Genomic DNA, 16,607 nt, shown 5'->3' with positions numbered 1-16,607 from the left:
GGGTGCGGCACGAACAGTTAACGTAACCGTTAACATGAATTCGGTTTTCGTCGGATTTTGGAATCAACTAGATGGGTGTTGGCGAAGGGGGAGCGTAGGCAAGGTGTGACAACTCGTCAAGGATAACACCTTGCTTCTCCCGCTTGGTTTGATTTCTTTCGCGGTGAAGATCCGTTGCGTACGTTGGATCCGAAAAGACCGGACCCTCGGCCATTGGTGTCCTTCGTGGATACCGCCCGGCGCAACACGACGCGACAACTGAACCGTCGGAGAGCGTAGTACGTGTAGGTACCCTTCTTGACGGTCTCGATGCCGAGCAGGACGGAGCGCTACATGACGGCCGATTCCACCGTCCCACCGCAACGGACGCTCGTCGACGAGATGCGGCGTCTTGCGGCAGGTCTCGCGATCGAGGACCGGGTGCGGCTGCTGACCGGCGCCACCGCGTGGACCCTGCACGAGCTGCCGTCGATCGGGCTGCGCAGCCTGGCGGTCTCCGACGGCCCCATCGGGGTGCGAGGTACCGGCGACTCGCTGCCGTCGGCGCAGATGCCCGCCCCCAGCGCCATGGCCGCAACATGGGACGAGGACGTGCTCGGGGCGCTCGGAGTGCTGATGGCGAGCGAGGCGCGGCGCAAGCAGGTGGATGTCGTGCTCGCCCCCGTGGTGAACCTCCAGCGCACACCGGTGGGAGGTCGCCATTTCGAGTGCTTCTCCGAGGACCCGGTGCTCACCGGTCGCATGGCCGTCGCCTTCGTGCGGGCCGTCCAGGGCGCAGGCGTCGGCGCCTGCGTGAAGCACTACCTCGGCAACGAGTCGGAGACCGACCGCACCTCCTACATCGCGCGGATCGACCGGCGCACGCTGCGGGAGGTCTACCTCGCCCCCTTCGAGCGGGTCGTGCTCGACGCGGGGGTCTGGACCGTGATGGCCGCCTACAACGGTCTCGACGACGGCACCGAGTCCGCTCCCGCAACGGAGCATCACGGCCTGCTCACCTCGATCCTCAAGCAGGAGTGGGGCTTCGAGGGGCTGGTCATGAGCGACTGGCAGGCGACGAAGAGCACCGATGAGTCGGCGCTCGCGGGCCTGGACCTCGTCATGCCCGGGCCGGGCGGTCCCTGGGGTGAGGCCCTGCTCGCCGCCGTGCGGTCCGGCCGCGTGCCCGAGTCCGCTGTGGACGACAAGGTCGCCAGGGTGCTCGCGGTGGCACAGCGGGCAGGTGCGCTCTCCGGCCGTCCTGGTCAGGTGGAGCCCTATCGCGTTCCCGGCGGCCTCCCGGGGCCGGACGCCCCCGCGGTGCGTGGGCTGCTGCGGTCCGTGGCCGCCCGGTCCACCGTCGTCCTGCGCAACGAGAACGCGATGCTCCCGGTCGCGGCCGATGCAGTTCGCACGATCGCCCTGATCGGCGACAACGCGCTCGATCCGTTCGTGCAGGGCGGCGGTAGCGCGCACGTCGTCCCGCCGCACCAGCCCGACCTGCCGGCAGCGTTGCGCGAGGCGTTCCCCACGGCGGAGGTCACCGCGCATCCCGGGGGCGCGACGCGGCGCCACATCCCCCTCGCGCTGTACGACGTGGTGCCCGGCGGCTTCAAAGTGCGCGCACTGGACGCCGCCGGTGCGGTGCTGGAGGAACGCCACCACGATGCACCGTGGGACGGCTGGGTGCGCGCGGTGCCGACCGGCACCGCGGAGGTCACCGTCGGTGCCGATCTCCGGCTGGCGGAACCGGGACGCCACGTCGTCGAACTCTGTGTCGTCGGGGCCCACCGCGCGTACGTCGGCCAGGACCTGGTCAGTGCCAGCGATCATCGCGCGGGCAGCGAGGTCGTGCTCGACGGTTCCGCAGGCCACCCGGCCGGGACCAGCCACCCCGTGGACGTGGCCTCCCCGGCCACGGTGCCCGTGACCGCCACACTGCAAGTGGTCGACGCCGCGGGCTTCGGCCGGTTCGCCCGCCTCGAGGTGCGCTACCGGCCTCCGTCGAAAGCCCCGGCCGATGACGAGCTGACGGCCGCCGTGCAGGCAGCGCGAGCCGCTGACCTGGCGGTCGTCGTGGTGGGTACCAATCCGGAGGTCGAGTCCGAGGGTTGGGACCGGCGCGACCTCGCGCTCCCAGGAGCGCAGGACGAGCTCGTCCGCCGGGTCGCGGCCGCCAACCCGCGCACCGTCGTCGTGGTGAACGCGGGAGCGCCGGTGCTCCTGCCGTGGCTGGACGAGGTGCCGGCTGTGCTGTGGTGGTGGCTGCCCGGACAGGAGGGGACCGGTGCTCTCGCCGACGTGCTCGTCGGAGCTGTCGAGCCCGGCGGCCGGCTCCCGTGGACCCTGCCCGCGAGCGCCGAGGACGTTCCGGTGCCCGACGCCGTGCCGGTCGACGGCGTCGTGCACTACACGGAGGGGACGGACGTCGGGCACCGGGCGTGGGACCGTCTGGGGCACAGCCCGGCTCGGGAGTTCGGCTTCGGCCTCGGGTACGAAGCGTGGGAGTACGGCGAGGTGAGGGCCGGGGCGTGGTCGGACAGCGCCGGTGTGATCGTCACCGTCGAGATCGCCAACGTCGCGGACCGGCCGTCCCGCGAGGTCGTCCAGGTGTACCTGGAGCCCCCGGCGGCCGATCCGCGACGACCCGTGCGGTGGCTGGGCGGGTTCACCGGAGCCGAGGTGGCTCCCGGCGAGCGGGCGTCTGTGCAGGTCGCCGTGCCGCCGCGGGCCTTCCAGGTCTGGGACGAGGACGGGCCCGGCTGGCGCACGCCGGCCGGCCGCTACCGGTTGCGTGCCGGGCGCTCCAGCCGGGACCTGCGCGTGACGACCGTCGTTGACGTCCCGCCTACGTGAAGGCGTCCTGTTTGCGCCCGACGAGGAACCACAGCACCGGGCCGAGGAACGGCGCGCAGAAGGCGAAGATGATCCAGACCAGTTTCATCCCGCCGCTCTGGCGGCTTCCCAGGACGCTGACGAGCGCGGCGAGGAAGAAGATGACGTACGCGAGCATGGCGATCACCAGCACGGCGGCGACCACGGGTCCCCAGATCTGCTGGGGGTTCTGAACAGCAGCGGTGGCTGCGGCGGTGAACGTGTTGTCGATGGTCATCGGGACATCTCCTTCTCGGTGGACGTGAACGCGGCCGGGGTTTCGGCCGCAGGTCGGGTGCGTGAGTCGATGACGAGCAGCCCGGACGCCAGCCCGGACAGACCGCGATGGGAGCGGCTGCGCCAGGCGCCGAGGACGCAGGCCGTGAGCAGGAAGCCGGACAGTTGGCTCGCGGCGGGCACGATCGAGCCGAGTCCGGACAGGAGGAAGTAGCCGAAGCCGCCGCACAGCAGCGCGGGAACGACCTGCCTGCCCGGTCGAGCGCCGTCCGCGCGGATCCGGCGCAGCCGTACCGCGCGCTGGCCCAGCGTCGCGCCGCCCTCACCGAACGACGGGACGGCCAGCAGGAGCGCGGCCGGCAGCCACGCGCTGAGGGCGGAGCTCACCAATGGGCCCCACGGCTGCGCGTCCACCCGGACGCCGAAGCCGTACTCGGCCACGATGATCAGAGCGGTGGTGAGGCATGCGCCCAGCAGGAAGACCGAGACGGCATCCACCAGCATGCCCAGCAGGCGGCGCCTGGTCGTCACCGGACGGGCGACGTCCGCTGACGGGATCGCGTCCGGCCTGTGCAACAGGCCCAGGAGCGGGGCGAACAGGAGGCCGAACGCCGTCCCGAGGGTGTTCGCGAGCAGATCGTCCACATCGAACAGTCGGTAGGGGCACGGGACCAGGAACCAGTTCCCGGTGAGCTGGGTGCACTCGATCAGCAGTGACACCCCGAACCCGGTCAACACCACGGCGGCAGCGCGGTGGCGTCCCAGGCGATGGGGGAAGTAGTGGCGAAGGTAGGCGCCGAGGGGGACGAACAGCGCAACGTTGAACATCATCTGCTGCACTGCCGGGTTCGCGAGAAGCCCGCCCACACCCGGTTCCCGCTGCTCCTTCGCGATGTCGCCGAGGAAGCGCACCGGATCCCACTGCGGATCGGCCGACCCCGGGTGCGCGACGCACCAGGCGTCGTCGATCTGTGGAACGGGGAAGAGCGTGTAGACGACGAGCGCGAGCCCGTAGACGAGGAAGGCCAGGGCGAGGAGTGCCGCACCGAGGCCCAGTTCGCCCCGGCGGCGATAGCTGCGGAAGACGAAGGGCACGAGCAGGACGACGGCGAGCAGTACGCCACCGAACACCGCGAGCAATCCGGGCAGCAGTCTGGAGGACATCAGTACCGTCAACCTCGCTTCACCGCTCTGAGCAGGCCGGATGCCTGCTGGTGCTGATCAGTCTGGCGACGGGGGAGCCGGCTCGGATCGGCCCAACGGCCGGTGGTGACGGGCGCGGGTCGTACTTCCGGCTGATCATGGCGACACGCCGTGTCGGCGCCGCCTCTTCAAGATCATCTTCTCGGACGTTCGTCCGTCTGTCGGACGTTCGGGGGGCATGTCCACCTGTCGGAGGCGGTTACGCTGGCGCGACGCCACGTCGAGCCTGGGGGTCACGCCATGGCGCGGACCGGCACCGGACCGGACTTCATCGAGGCGCTCGCCCGTGGGCTCGACGTGATCGCCTCGTTCCGGCCGGGGCGACCAGCGATGTCGCTCACGGAGGTCGCCACGGCCACGGGGCTGGCCCGGCCGACCGCACGGCGCATCCTGCTGACGCTGGAGGAGCTGGGTTATGTCCGCATCCGGCATGCCGGCTTCGAGCTGACCCCGCGCGTGCTGGAGCTCGGTGTCGCGTACGTGCGTTCGCTCGGCTTGTGGCACACGGCCCGCCCGCACATGGAACGGCTGGTGGTGGCCACGAACGAGTCGTGCTCGATCGCGCAGCTCGACGGCTCGGACATCGTGTACGTGGCGCGGGTTGCGGTGCCGAAGATCGTGGCGTTGTCGGTGCAGATCGGCACGAGGTTTCCGGCGCTGCCGACCTCGCTGGGCAAGATCCTGCTCGCGGCCCTGCCCGTCGACGAGCTGGATCGCGTCCTTGCCGAGCCCACACGGTCCGGGCTGACGGCGCGCTGGCAGCCCGACCGGGCGGAGCGGGACGTCGAGCTTCGCGAGGTGCGTGCCCGCGGATGGGCGCTCACCGACGAACAGCTCGCCCCCGGCATCAGGTCGGTTGCCGCCCCGCTGCGGGACGGCTCGGGCGCGATCATCGCCAGCATCAACGTCAACACCCACGCGGCGGAGACGTCGGTGGATCGCCTGCTCGATGCGCACCTGCCGCTCCTGTTGCGGGCCGCGGCGGACATCAGCGCCGACTACGCACACCTGCCGGGTGCCCCGCAGAGGGTTCCCTCGGCCGCCTCCTGAATCCGGTCCCGAGCGGATCCGGGCTCGGCGCTCCGGGTTTGTCCGGTTTTGACCGTTTCCGGCCTCTCGTCAGCGATCCTTGACATTGGTTCGAGCCGTCAGGCATCGTCCGGATCGTGTCCGCGAGGCGGACAAGTGTCCACTGACAAGCCCTGTGGGTGACAGCGCTGCCCCGGAAGGACGGACCTCGCAACATGACGACGACCGCTGCCCCGATCTACGGAGCGGACATCTACGAGGACCAGGTACTCCTCGAGCCGTACGAGCACTACCGGGCGCTGCGGGAGCTGGGTCCGGCGGTCTGGCTCGAGCAGCACGGCGCGTTCGCGGTGGCGCGGTACGCCGAGGCGCGGGCCGTCCTCATGGACAGCGACACCTTCCGGTCGGCGAACGGGATCGCGCTCAACGAGCCCGCGAACCAGGCGATCCTGGGCTGCACGCTCGCCAGCGACGGGGACCTGCACTCCCAGCTGCGCAAGGTGGTGGCGCACCGGCTGACGCCACGGGCCCTGCGCCCGATGCGCGAGCTCGTCACGGAGCGGGCCGACGAACTGGTGGCGGGACTGGTGAAGCGCGGGTCGTTCGACGCCGTCTCCGACCTCGCCCGTGCGCTGCCGCTGTCGATCGTGCCCGACTTCATCGGCTGGCCCCAGGAGGGCCGCGAGCACCTGCTGGAGTGGGCGGGGGCCAACTTCGACTCGTTCGGGCCGATGAACGCGCGGGCGCAGCGAGCGATGCCCAAGTGCGGCGAGATGGCCGCCTACGGCGCGGAGATCGTCCGCACCGGCAACGTACTGCCCGGCAGTCTCGGCGCCGGCGTCCTCGAGGCCCGCGACCAGGGCGAGGTCACCACCGAGCAGTGCATGATGTTGATGCTCGACTACCTCGCGCCCTCGCTCGACACCACGATCAGTGCCGTCGGCAGCGCGGTGTGGCTGTTCGCGCAGCACCCCGACCAGTGGGACCTCGTCCGCTCCGATCCCGGTCTGATCCCGAACGCGGTCAACGAGGTGGTCCGCTTCGAGTCGCCGATCCGCGCGTTCGGCAGGCTGGCCGAGAACGACACGGAGATCGGCGGCGTCCCGATTCCGGCCGGGTCGCGCATTCTGGTGATCTACGCGTCGGCCAACCGCGACGAGCGCAAGTTCGAGCGTGCCGACGAGTTCGACGTCACTCGCAGGGACGCGGTCCACCAGCTCGGTTTCGGGATCGGCGAACACGGCTGCGCCGGACAGGGTCTCGCGCGGATGGAGACCGAGTCGCTCCTCGCCGCGCTCGCTCGGTCCGTCACCCGGTTCCGTGTCGGCACGCCCGAGCGCGCCCTCAACAACCTCATCCGCGCCTTCGGCGCTCTCCCGGTGACGGTCGAGACGGGCGTCTGACGTGCGGATCCTCGTCGACCGCGACCGCTGTGAGGGCCACGGCCTGTGCGCGGGCCAGGCCTCGGAGGTCTTCGAGCTCGACGAGGCGGGCGACCTCGTCTACCGCTTCGACGGTCAGGACGTACCGGAGGAGCTGACGTCAGCCGCGGCACACGGGGCGTCCGTCTGCCCGGTGGCCGCGCTCCGGGTCGTGCACTGAACGACGGCTCGTGAACGGCCAGTAGCGCCGAGCGTGCCGTCGCCCGCTGTTCCCGCACACGAGAAGAGGAGCAATCAATGACGACAGCACCCTCGGTGCTCGGCCGTGCCGACGGCGCCGACCGGCCCACCGATCTGGTGGCCGCCGCCCGTGCGCTCCAGCCGCTGGTGCGTGAGAACAGCGCCGCAGGCGAGGCCGCGGGGCAGCTCACCGACCCGGTGGTCGATGCCCTGCACGACAAGGGCCTCTTCGGCATGTGGGTCCCGGCCCCGCTCGGCGGCGTCGAGCTCGACCCCGTCTCCTCGCTCGAGGTCGTGCAGGCCCTCACCGAGGCCGACCCGTCCACCGGCTGGGTCGTCATGGCCGCCTCGCTCGCCACGGGAACCGGCGGCGCCTACCTGGGCGACGCGGCGGTGGCGGAGATGTTCCAGGGGTCGCGCTTCCCGGTGGTCGCCGGCCAGGGCACCCGGCCGGGCACGGCGGTGCGGGACGGCGACGGCTACCGCTTGTCGGGCTCGTGGAGCTTCGCCTCCGGCATCAAGCACGCGCAGTGGATCCACACGCTCGGGATCGTGGAGGAGACCGGGGAGCCGCTGATCTTCGTGCTCCCGGTCGACAAGGCCGAGTTGATCGACAACTGGGACGTGCTGGGCCTGCGGGCCACCGGCAGCATCGACTACACGATCGAGGACGTCTACGTCCCGGCGGCGTTCACCCACTCCGGCCCCACCGAGACGCCGGTGCGGGGTGGCCCGCTGTTCACCCTCGGGATCATGCACTTCGCGCTGATCGGGCACTCGGCGTGGGCACTGGGTGTCTCGCGGCGGATGCTCGACGAGCTGTCGGGGCTGGTCCGTTCCAAGGCCGGCCGGCCCGGCACCATGGCCGACAGCCTGGCCTTCCAGGCCGCATACGGCGAGGCCGAGGCCCGCTGGCACGCGGCCCGCTCCTTCGTCTGCGAGACGTGGCGCGGTGCGACCGAGACGATCAGCTCCGGCGCCACGCTCAGCGTTGATCAGAAGACGTTGCTGCGGCTTGCTCTGTACAACGCCACGTGGGCGGCGGAGGCGATCAGCGTCGCCGTCTACCGGGCGGGGGGCACCACCGCGCTGCGCGCGGGCGTGATGCAGCGCTACTTCCGCGACATGCACGCCGGGACGCAGCACATCACCTCGGCTCCGGGCGTGATCGAGGGCTGCGGGCGCTATCTGGGCGGCCTCGCCCCTGCGCACGACTGGCTGTACATGAACCTGGTTCCGAAGGCGAGCTGACGGGGACGACGACGGCCGGACCGGGGATCCCCGGTCCGGCCGCGGCGATCCTCAGCGGGCGGTGCCGCCGAGGAAGTCGATCACCAGGTCGGCGACGTAGCCGGGACGCTCCTGATAGAGGGCGTGACCACACTCGGCGGCCACGCGCAGTTCGGCACCCGCGATCGCGGCCGCGTAGGCATCGCTGTGTGCCCGCGGGATGATCGAATCCACCTCCGCGGCCAGCACGAGCGTCGACGCGGTGATCCGCGGCAGTCGTCCGGGCAGCTCGGGGTTGTGCAGGAACGGGTCGCGCGCGAACCGATCGAACGCCTTCGCGTCGCGCGCGGCCTGCTGGGCTGCCTCGGGCGGCGGAGGCACGGACAGCGCGGCGTCGGCGATCGCGCTGTCGTAGAACAGCGCCCGCACGATCTCCGGGGGCGACATCGTGAACAGGTCGGCCGGGGGAGCGTCCGGCACGTGCAGCCCGGCGGGGGCCATGAGGACGAGGTGCTCGATCCGCTCCGGCACGCTGCAGGCGAGCTCGGCGGCCACCCAGCCGCCGAAGGAGGCGCCGACGAGGTCGAACCGGTCGACGTCGAGCTTCTCCAGCAGGTCCACGTAGTGCGGCACGAGCTGCGGCACCGAGCCGATCTCGGGCAGCTCGTCGGACAGCCCGAAGCCCGGGTGGTCGGGCGCGATCACGTCGAAGTGCTCCGAGAGCCGTTCCAGGTACGGGTTCCAGGCTCCGGCACCGCCTGCAGCGTGGAGGACCACGACGGTGCGGCCCGACCCCTTCCGGAACAGGTTGATGGCGCCCGAGCCCATGGGGACCCTCGTCGGGGCCGGGGCGGTGGAGGAAACGCTCACTCTCGACTCCTCTGCGACAGCTGCAGCGGACATTTGTCCGTTCTGCAGACCGTCATCCATCCCGCAGTGGCCTGTCAACGTCGGCCATCGCGCGCGCATGCGCGTACGACAGGAGTCTCGGACGGCATTGCCGTCGCGGACAGGTGTACGGCAGGCGGTTGACAATCCATCGTGTGAGAGTCAGGGTTCCGCCGATATCCGTGTCAGGCCTCCCAACCTGCGTCGGATCACCCGTGCTCTGCGCCCCCGACGACGAGGACGACCCATGGCTCATCCCGTGATCCGATCACCGCGGCTTCGCCGGTGGCTCGCCGTTCCGGCCGCCGCGATCGCGCTCGTCGTGGCGGCCTGCGCGCCCGCCGCGAACGATGCGGCCTCCTCCCAGCCGGGCACGGCGGTCTCCGCGGAGACCATCGCCCAGCTGAAGGCGGAGATCGCCACGGGTCAGCAGCAGCCGCAGTGGGCGGCCCAGGGCCCAGCGTTCTCGGTGGCCGGGCTGGCGGGCAAGAAGATCCTCTCGATGCCCGTGAGCAGCCAACTCGCCGGTTGCGACAGCATGGCGCGCGACGTCGTGGAGATCGCCAAGAGCGTCGGCATGACCGAGAGCAGCTACTTCCAGAACGACGGCGGCCCCGCCGCGTGGGTGCAGGGCATGAACCTCGCGATCAACCAGGGGTTCGACGGTGTCGCGCTGGTGTGTGGCATCGACCCCGCCGCGCTCGCCCCGCAGATGGAGGCGGCGAAGCAGGCCGGCATGAAGGTCGTGGACATGCACCTGGCCGACGTCTCGGAGGCGGCGTCGCCGCTGATCGCGGGCCAGACCAACGGCCAGTTCAACGATGCGATGCGGATGGGGGTGGCGGCGGCCCTCGTTGACGCCAACGGCAACGCCATCGACGCGCTCGTCATCACGTCGAACGAGAACCCGCCGTCCATCGGCATGGAGCAGACCGTCAAGGACGAGTTCGCCCGCCTCTGCAAGGAGTGCGGCGTCGAGTCGATCAACGTGCCGATCCCGTCCTACGCGACCGACCTGTCCGGTGCGGTCCGGTCGGCGCTCGTCCGCAACCCGGACATTCGAGCCGTCTTCACGGTCTACGACGCGCAGACGCCGTTCGTGCTCCCGGCGATCAAGGCCTCCCGCGTCCCGGCCAAGACCTACGCCTTCGGCGGCGACGAGCAGTTCGTGAAGCTGATGGCCGACGCGTCGAACCCGATGGGCACGGACATGGGCCCCAACTTCTCGTGGATGGCCTACACCGGCGCCGACCAGCTGTTCCGCGTGGTCGCCGGGCAGCCACCGATCCCAGCGGCCCAGGCCTACTCCCCGTACCGCCTGTGGACGCCGGCCAACGTCGGCGAGTTCACCCCACCCGACTTCGGCTTCGGCGACTCGTTCGTCGACGGCTACCGCAGCCTCTGGCTCGACGTCCCCGGAGCCTGACCCCCGATGGGGACGACGGCCTTGGAGCTGCGGGGTGTCTCGAAGCAGTTCGGCGCGACCCGGGCCCTGTCCGATGTGGACCTGACCGTCGAGCACGGCGAGGTGCTCGCACTCCTCGGCGAGAACGGCTGCGGGAAGTCGACGCTGGTGAAGGTCATGGCCGGCGTGTACGACCCCGAGCCGGGTGCGCGGATGAGCGTGGACGGGGTGGACGTGCCGCTCCCGATGCTGCCGGGGACGTACCGGGAGATCGGCCTGAGCTTCGTGCACCAGGACCTCGGGCTCGCCCGGCCGCTGACCGTGCTGGAGAACCTCCTCGGGGGCACGGTCGACGGAATGGCCTCCTCGCGCTGGCGGATCCGCTGGCGCCACGAGGCCCGCAAGGCCACCGAGATGCTCCGTTCGTACGGGGTGCAGGTGGACCCGTGGACGGTCGTCGACCACCTCGCGCCGGTCGACCAGGCCCTGGTGGCGATCGCCCGCGCGGCCGAGGAGCTCAAGCAGCACCGCGAGCGGTCGGGCGCCTCGACCTCGGTCCTGGTCCTGGACGAGCCGACGGTCTTCCTCCCCGAAGAGGAGGTGAGCTTCCTCTTCGACCTGATCCGGTCGGTGGTCGCGTCCGGGTCGAGCGTCGTCTTCATCTCCCACGACCTGCCGGCGGTCCGCGAGATCGCCGACCGGGTGACCGTCCTGCGGGACGGCCGCGTAGCAGCGAGCGCCCGGATGAGCGACGTGACCGACGAGGAGATCGTCGAGCTCATCGTGGGGCCTGCGGCCTCGGCCAAGGACGCGTTCGGGCACGGCGAGGTGCGGTCGGGGGCCGGGCGGGAGTTCGACCGGTCACCCGATGCCGGCCTGCACGTCACCGGGCTGGCCGGTGGCCGGGTGCGCGGTCTCGACCTGGACGTCGCGCCCGGGGAGGTCGTCGGCCTCGCCGGTCTCATCGGCTCGGGCGCCGAGGACGTGCCGTACCTCCTGTTCGGCGCCCGCCCCGCCACCGGCGGCGAGCTCGCGCTGAACGGCCGGACCACCCCGCTCACCCGGCAGAACCCCAGCGCGGCCGTGTCGTCGGGCATCGCGCTGATCCCTGCCGAGCGGCGCCGCGACGCCATCGCTCCCGAGGTGTCGGTGGCCGAGAACATGATGCTGCTCGTCGTCTCCCGGTTCCGGAAGCGCGGTCGCCTGCGCACCGGGCAGCTCCGGGCCACCGCCGACGAGCGGGCCGAGATGCTCGACCTGCGGCCGCGTCGCACGACCATGCCGGTGGGCACGCTCAGCGGGGGCAACGCCCAGAAGGTCGTGCTGGCGAAGTGGCTGGAGATCCGCCCCCAGCTGCTCCTGCTGCACGAGCCGACGCAGGGTGTCGACGTCGCTGCCCGGGCCGAGATCTACCGGATCATCCAGCGCGCTGCCGAGGACGGCATGTCCGTCGTCTGGGTATCCAGCGACCCCGACGAGCTGGCCGCCGTCAGCGACCGGGTCGTCATCGTCAGCGGTGGCATGGCGACAACCGCGATCGAACTCTCCGACATCTCGCCCGAGGCCATCACGACCGGTGTCTACGGCGCGGCGACCGCGACGGGCGAGTCCTCCATCTCGACAGTGGGACGGGCGTGACGATGAGCAGCACGCAGGTGGTGAAGCGTCAGGGCGCCCCGGATGCCCGGGGGCCCGCTGGGAACGGGGGCGGTGGCGTCACGTGGCTCGGCCGCTGGGCGGAGCGTGCGGCGCTCCCGGTGGCATGGCTGGTGCTGTTCATCGTGTTCGCGGTGCTGTCGCCGGACCGGTTCCTCTCGATGGGGAACGTCTCGAACATCCTGGGATCGCAGTCGATCCTGTTCATGCTCGCGCTGGCGGCGCTCCTGCCGTCGATGGTGGGGGACATCGACCTGTCGCTCGGGGGCGTGGGCGGGCTCGCCGCCATCGCCATCGCGGTGCTCAACGTCAACCACGGCGTGCCGATCACGCTCGCCTGCCTCGTGGCCGTGGGCATCGGGGCCGTCTGCGGTGCACTCAACGCGCTGTTCGTGGTGCGGTTCAACACCGGCCCGTTCATCATGACGCTCGGCACGGGCACGTTCTTCACCGGCTTGATCTTCTGGGTCGCCAACTCCACGACGATCGTCGGCGTCGCGCCCGAGCTGTCGGAGTGGACCTACCTGCGCAGTCTCCTCGGCGTGCCGGTGCAGTTCTTCTACTGCCTGCTGATCATGCTCGCGATCTGGTACGTCGCCACCTACACGCCGCTGGGCGTGCGGGCGCTGTTCGTCGGGCAGTCCCGGGAGGTCGCCGTACTCAGCGGCATCAAGGCCGACCGCATCCGGTGGGGCGCCTTCGTGCTCGCCGGTGTGATCGCCGCCCTCGCAGGCGTGCTCTACGTCGGCACCACCGGGTCGGCGGGCCCGACCTCGGTCGACACCTTCCTGCTCCCGGCCTACGCGGCGATCTTCCTCGGTGCCACCTCGATCCAGCCCGGCCGGTTCAACGCGCTGGGCACGGGGATCGCCGTCCTCTTCCTCGCCACCGGCGTCGCCGGCCTGCAGCTGCTGGGTGCGCAGGACTACGCGCAGCAGCTCTTCTACGGCGCGGCCCTCGTGCTGGCCGTGACGATCTCACGCTACCTGCGTCGTACCTAGTGCCGAGGAAACGAGGTCGTCTTACCCGCCTCCGGCGCCCAGGCGGCGCCTCGCGGCGTTGTCGTTCGGCGCCGATACAACAGCGGTATCGGCGCCTCCTCCGCCTTGCGATGCATCCGCCTGGACACCGGATCCGGGCAAGGAACCCCGTTTCCGCGACACTAGGGAGTACCCATGTCGGATCTCGGTTTCGGCCAGCCACGCGACGGCGTGATCCAGATGGCCTACATCGTGGAGGACATCCGGGCGGCGATGGCGTACTGGACCGAGGAACTGCACGTCGGGCCGTGGTTCCTGCTCGACTCGTTCACCGGTCGCCACCCGGTCTACCGCGGCGAGCCGAGCCGGGCCGAGGTGTCGATCGCGATGTCCTTCGCGGGCCACATGAACATCGAGCTCATCCAGCCGAAGGACGGCCATCCGTCGGTCTACCGGGAGACGCTGGAGCAGCGCGGCTACGGCTTCCACCACTTCGGCGTGTGCACCGACGACATCGACACGGCCATCGCCGACCTCGAGGCGAAGGGCCTCACGCTCGCGTTCCGCGCGGGCGTGGGGAGCGGCGGAGACGTGGCCTACATGGACGGCGGACCCGGCAAACCCGGGATGACCGAGCTGATCGAGTACACGCCCGGGATGGACGCCGGCTTCACGGCCATGTGGCGGGCGAGCCGGGACTGGGACGGCAGCGACCCCGTCCGGCCCTTCGGCGCGCGGCAGGCCGACGCCGGATGAGCTGCCGACGCTAGGGCGTCTCGCCTTGCTCCACGGCGGCGATCTGGTCCAGCCGCCGCTGGTGCACGCCGCCTTTGAACGGCGTCTCCAGCCACGTCTCGACGATCTGCACCGCGAGCTCGGGTGTGACGACCTTGGCGCCGATCACGAGCACGTTGGAGTTGTTGTTGCCGCGGGAGATCCGGGTGCTGAAGAGGTCCTGGCAGAGGCCTGCGCGGATGCCGCGGATCTTGTTGCAGGTGATGGCTTCGCCCTGGCCGCTGCCGCCGAGGACGATGGCCCGGTCGGCAGGCCCGTCGACGACCTGCCGGCAGACGTCCACGCACAGCGGCGGGTAGTCCACGATCTCGTCGCCGACGTGCGAGGCCCTGTCGTCGACGTCGTGCCCGTGGTCGGCGAGCCAGTTGACGAGGCGCTCCTTCAGGTCGACGCCGTTGTGGTCGGACGTGATCGCGATGCGCACGTGTTCCGCCTTCCTCATGCGGTCAGATCGAGCGTGGCCTGCGCGAAGACCTCCTCGATCGCGGGCGGACGCTCCAGGATCTTCTGGTCGACGGCACTGCGCAGCAGCTCGTCCAGCGTCTTGCGGTTGGGTGCGATCCCGTACGGGAGCGGGTCGGCACCCGTCGACTCCATCACGCGCGCGTACATCCGGTCGGTCGCCGTCGGGTTCGTGATCGCTCCGCTGCGCAGCCGCTCCACGTAGAGCTGCTTCGCGCGGGCGAACGCGTCGAAGACCTCCGTGGCGACCTCCGGCTGTGCCCGGAGCACCTCGTCCTTGATCACGACGAGGTGGTTGATCGGGTAGAGGCCGCGCTGCTGCATCGCCCGGAAACCCGCTTCCAGCGGGTCGGGGATCAACGGTGTGACGTCGGGGCCCTCGATTCCCGCCCCGATCACCGCCGCGAGCTCGCCGCGTTCGAGCATCTCGGCCAGCGTCGTTCCCGCCTCGACCGGCGCCACGTTGCCCGGCGGCCGGTACTGCGCGACGTGTTCGTTGCCGGACAGCACCCATGTCACCGTGCTGAGGTCCACGCCGTACTCGTCCTGGAGGACGGACCGCGCCCAGACACCCGTGGTGACCGTGTAACCGCGGCTCACCCCGACCTTGCGTCCTTCGAGGTCCTTGGGCGTACGGATGTCCGACGCCGTGCTGCGGTGGATCGCACCGTGATGGAAACCGCGCACGAGGAACACGGGCACCGCGGTGAACGCCACTCCGTGCGCCTTCGCGACGAGGTAGGTCGTCAGCGCCATCTCGCACACGTCGAACTCCAGGCCGCGGACCATCCGCCGGAACGCATGGACGAGGACGGGCACCTCCTCGAACGCGAAGCGGAATCCGTGCGGCGTCACCGCGCCGGTCTTGAGTGCTTCGTTGTTGCCCTGCGTGCGGGTCACGGTCAGCAGCTCTGGCGGGCTCACGCCGCCGCCTCCGTGCCGGCGCCGAGCAGGCTCTTCAGCGGGATGGCGGCGTCTGCCGCCTTGTCGGCGTCGATGGTGGTGCCCCGGTCCAGTGCCTTGCGCACCACCATGTAGTCGACTGGGCTGTTGACGGCGTCGACCGCCAGCAGCCGGTCGTCCTCGTAGTAGAGGACGGAGAAGCGCTCGCTGTCGGGGGTGCCGCGCACCACGACCGTGTCGTAGCCGAAGGAGAGCCCCGCGATCTGCAGGCGCAGATCGCCCTGGTTCGACCAGAACCAGGGCACGCTCCGCGGGTCTTCGATGCTCCCGAGCAGCGTGGCCGCTGCGACAGCGGCCTGGGCCTGCGCGTTCTGGACGGACTCCAGCCGCACCCGGCCCTCGCCCGTGAGCGGATGCGGACGGGCGGTGCAGTCGCCCGCCGCGACGACGAAGGGCACGCTGGTGCGCGCGTGGGCGTCGACGACGATGCCCCCGTCGCACTCGAGGCCGATCCGCTCGGCAAGCTCGGTGCGCGGAACCACCCCGATGCCGACCACCACGACGTCCGCCTGCAGCTCGGTGCCGTCGGCGAGCACCACGCCGCGGACCCGCCCTCCCTCGCCGGTGAAGGCCGTGACCGTGGCCGAGAGCTGCACGTGCGTGCCGCGGCGCTCGTGCGCCTGCCGGTAGAACTCCGAGACGACCGGCGCGACGTTTCGCCACATCAGCCGCTCGGCCGCCTCCACCACGGTGACGGTCTTGCCCTGGTTCCGGGCCGCCGCGGCGGCTTCGAGGCCGATGAAGCCGCCGCCGACGACGACCACCCGCGACGCGTCGGCCAGCTGGGACCGCAGGCGGGTCGCGTCGTCGAGGTCGCGCAGGTAGCAGATGCCGCCGAGGTCCGCGCCCGGCACGTCGAGGCGCCGCGCGCCGGCTCCGACGGTGAGCGCGAGCCGGTCGAAGGTCAGCTGGCGCCCGGCCGCGGTGATCGCCGCCCCGCCGGGGTGGGAACCGGGGGAGAGGGCCAGGTCGGTGACCTGCTCGCCGCTGATGAGCGTGATGCCTGTCTCCGCGTACCAGGCCGGGGTCCGCAGTGCCACGGAGCCGTGGTCCGCGTCGCCTGCCAGGTACTCCTTCGAGAGCGGTGGCCGCTGGTAGGGCGCGTGTGGCTCGTCGCCGACGAGCGTGATGGGCGCGGTGTCACCCCGCCCGCGGAGCGTGACGGCCAGCTGGAGGCCTGCTTGGCTGGCACCGATGATGAGGGTGCCGGCGTTCACCGTGGACCTCGGACGAAGCACCGCAGGCGCGTGCACGGCATTGAGCTCCCCTCTCGACATTGGCCAT

Annotated in this window: 15 protein-coding genes; 9 read left to right on the top strand and 6 right to left on the bottom strand. The window is 70.9% G+C overall.

The features are described 5' to 3' along the window. Positions 1-333: 333 nt before the first annotated feature. Positions 334-2,835 carry a beta-glucosidase family protein gene (locus MMF94_RS10155; RefSeq protein WP_241036079.1) on the top strand — a complete coding sequence of 834 codons (2,502 nt, stop codon included), beginning with the start codon at positions 334-336 and terminating at the stop codon, positions 2,833-2,835. On the opposite strand, the gene MMF94_RS10150 is transcribed toward MMF94_RS10155, so the two are convergent. Next, the gene (locus MMF94_RS10150) at positions 2,828-3,091 is read right to left on the bottom strand and encodes a PLD nuclease N-terminal domain-containing protein (RefSeq protein WP_241036078.1); all 264 of its coding nucleotides are present in this window, start codon (positions 3,089-3,091) and stop codon (positions 2,828-2,830) included. The two genes, MMF94_RS10155 and MMF94_RS10150, sit on opposite strands and share 8 nt — an antisense overlap. Next, complete coding sequence (locus MMF94_RS10145; RefSeq protein WP_241036077.1) at positions 3,088-4,254, bottom strand: VanZ family protein; 1,167 nt, start codon at positions 4,252-4,254, stop codon at positions 3,088-3,090. Before MMF94_RS10145 ends, MMF94_RS10150 begins: the two co-directional genes overlap by 4 nt. 279 nt (positions 4,255-4,533) lie before the next feature. Here MMF94_RS10145 and MMF94_RS10140 point away from each other — a divergent pair, with 279 nt between their 5' ends. The 4 genes from MMF94_RS10140 (at position 4,534) to MMF94_RS10125 (ending at position 8,195) form a co-directional block, all read left to right on the top strand. After that, positions 4,534-5,343: an IclR family transcriptional regulator domain-containing protein gene (locus MMF94_RS10140; RefSeq protein WP_241036076.1), complete on the top strand. Its 810-nt coding sequence runs from the start codon at positions 4,534-4,536 to the stop codon at positions 5,341-5,343. Between the two features lie 194 nt (positions 5,344-5,537). Further along, positions 5,538-6,725 carry a cytochrome P450 gene (locus MMF94_RS10135; RefSeq protein WP_241036075.1) on the top strand — a complete coding sequence of 396 codons (1,188 nt, stop codon included), beginning with the start codon at positions 5,538-5,540 and terminating at the stop codon, positions 6,723-6,725. Between the two features lies 1 nt (position 6,726). Then, entirely contained in the window at positions 6,727-6,924 is a 198-nt protein-coding gene (locus MMF94_RS10130; protein WP_241036074.1) for a ferredoxin, read from the top strand. A 77-nt stretch (positions 6,925-7,001) separates the two neighbouring features. Beyond that, positions 7,002-8,195: an acyl-CoA dehydrogenase family protein gene (locus MMF94_RS10125; RefSeq protein WP_241036073.1), complete on the top strand. Its 1,194-nt coding sequence runs from the start codon at positions 7,002-7,004 to the stop codon at positions 8,193-8,195. Between the two features lie 51 nt (positions 8,196-8,246). Here the strand turns inward: MMF94_RS10125 and MMF94_RS10120 are convergent, their stop codons facing one another. Then, the gene (locus tag MMF94_RS10120) at positions 8,247-9,044 is read right to left on the bottom strand and encodes an alpha/beta fold hydrolase (protein ID WP_241036072.1); all 798 of its coding nucleotides are present in this window, start codon (positions 9,042-9,044) and stop codon (positions 8,247-8,249) included. A gap of 265 nt (positions 9,045-9,309) precedes the next feature. On the opposite strand from MMF94_RS10120, the gene MMF94_RS10115 reads away from it, so the two are divergent. From MMF94_RS10115 to MMF94_RS10100, 4 genes are all read left to right on the top strand, one after another. After that, on the top strand, positions 9,310-10,488 hold the full coding sequence (locus MMF94_RS10115; protein WP_241036071.1) for a sugar ABC transporter substrate-binding protein: 1,179 nt from the start codon (positions 9,310-9,312) through the stop codon (positions 10,486-10,488). A 6-nt stretch (positions 10,489-10,494) separates the two neighbouring features. After that, positions 10,495-12,105 (top strand): sugar ABC transporter ATP-binding protein, encoded by a 1,611-nt coding sequence (locus MMF94_RS10110; RefSeq protein WP_241036070.1) that lies wholly within the window; start codon positions 10,495-10,497, stop codon positions 12,103-12,105. Positions 12,106-12,107: 2 nt separating this feature from the next. Further along, positions 12,108-13,124: an ABC transporter permease gene (locus MMF94_RS10105; protein WP_241036069.1), complete on the top strand. Its 1,017-nt coding sequence runs from the start codon at positions 12,108-12,110 to the stop codon at positions 13,122-13,124. 174 nt (positions 13,125-13,298) lie between these two features. Continuing rightward, complete coding sequence (locus MMF94_RS10100) at positions 13,299-13,859, top strand: VOC family protein (protein ID WP_241036068.1); 561 nt, start codon at positions 13,299-13,301, stop codon at positions 13,857-13,859. 10 nt (positions 13,860-13,869) lie between these two features. On the opposite strand, the gene MMF94_RS10095 is transcribed toward MMF94_RS10100, so the two are convergent. The 3 genes from MMF94_RS10095 to MMF94_RS10085 are packed head-to-tail and all read right to left on the bottom strand — an operon-like array spanning position 13,870 to position 16,600. Then, positions 13,870-14,322 carry an RpiB/LacA/LacB family sugar-phosphate isomerase gene (locus tag MMF94_RS10095; protein ID WP_241036067.1) on the bottom strand — a complete coding sequence of 151 codons (453 nt, stop codon included), beginning with the start codon at positions 14,320-14,322 and terminating at the stop codon, positions 13,870-13,872. 14 nt (positions 14,323-14,336) lie between these two features. Next, positions 14,337-15,284 (bottom strand): substrate-binding domain-containing protein, encoded by a 948-nt coding sequence (locus MMF94_RS10090; protein WP_241036066.1) that lies wholly within the window; start codon positions 15,282-15,284, stop codon positions 14,337-14,339. Beyond that, positions 15,281-16,600 (bottom strand): NAD(P)/FAD-dependent oxidoreductase, encoded by a 1,320-nt coding sequence (locus MMF94_RS10085; protein WP_241036065.1) that lies wholly within the window; start codon positions 16,598-16,600, stop codon positions 15,281-15,283. Before MMF94_RS10085 ends, MMF94_RS10090 begins: the two co-directional genes overlap by 4 nt. Between the last annotated feature and the right edge of the window lie 7 nt (positions 16,601-16,607).

The organism is Pseudonocardia alaniniphila (assembly GCF_022524485.1).
In the GTDB taxonomy this organism is placed as follows: domain Bacteria; phylum Actinomycetota; class Actinomycetes; order Mycobacteriales; family Pseudonocardiaceae; genus Pseudonocardia; species Pseudonocardia alaniniphila.
The sequence above is the reverse complement of the archived record's forward strand: the minus strand, read 5'-3'. Positions and strand labels throughout refer to the sequence as shown.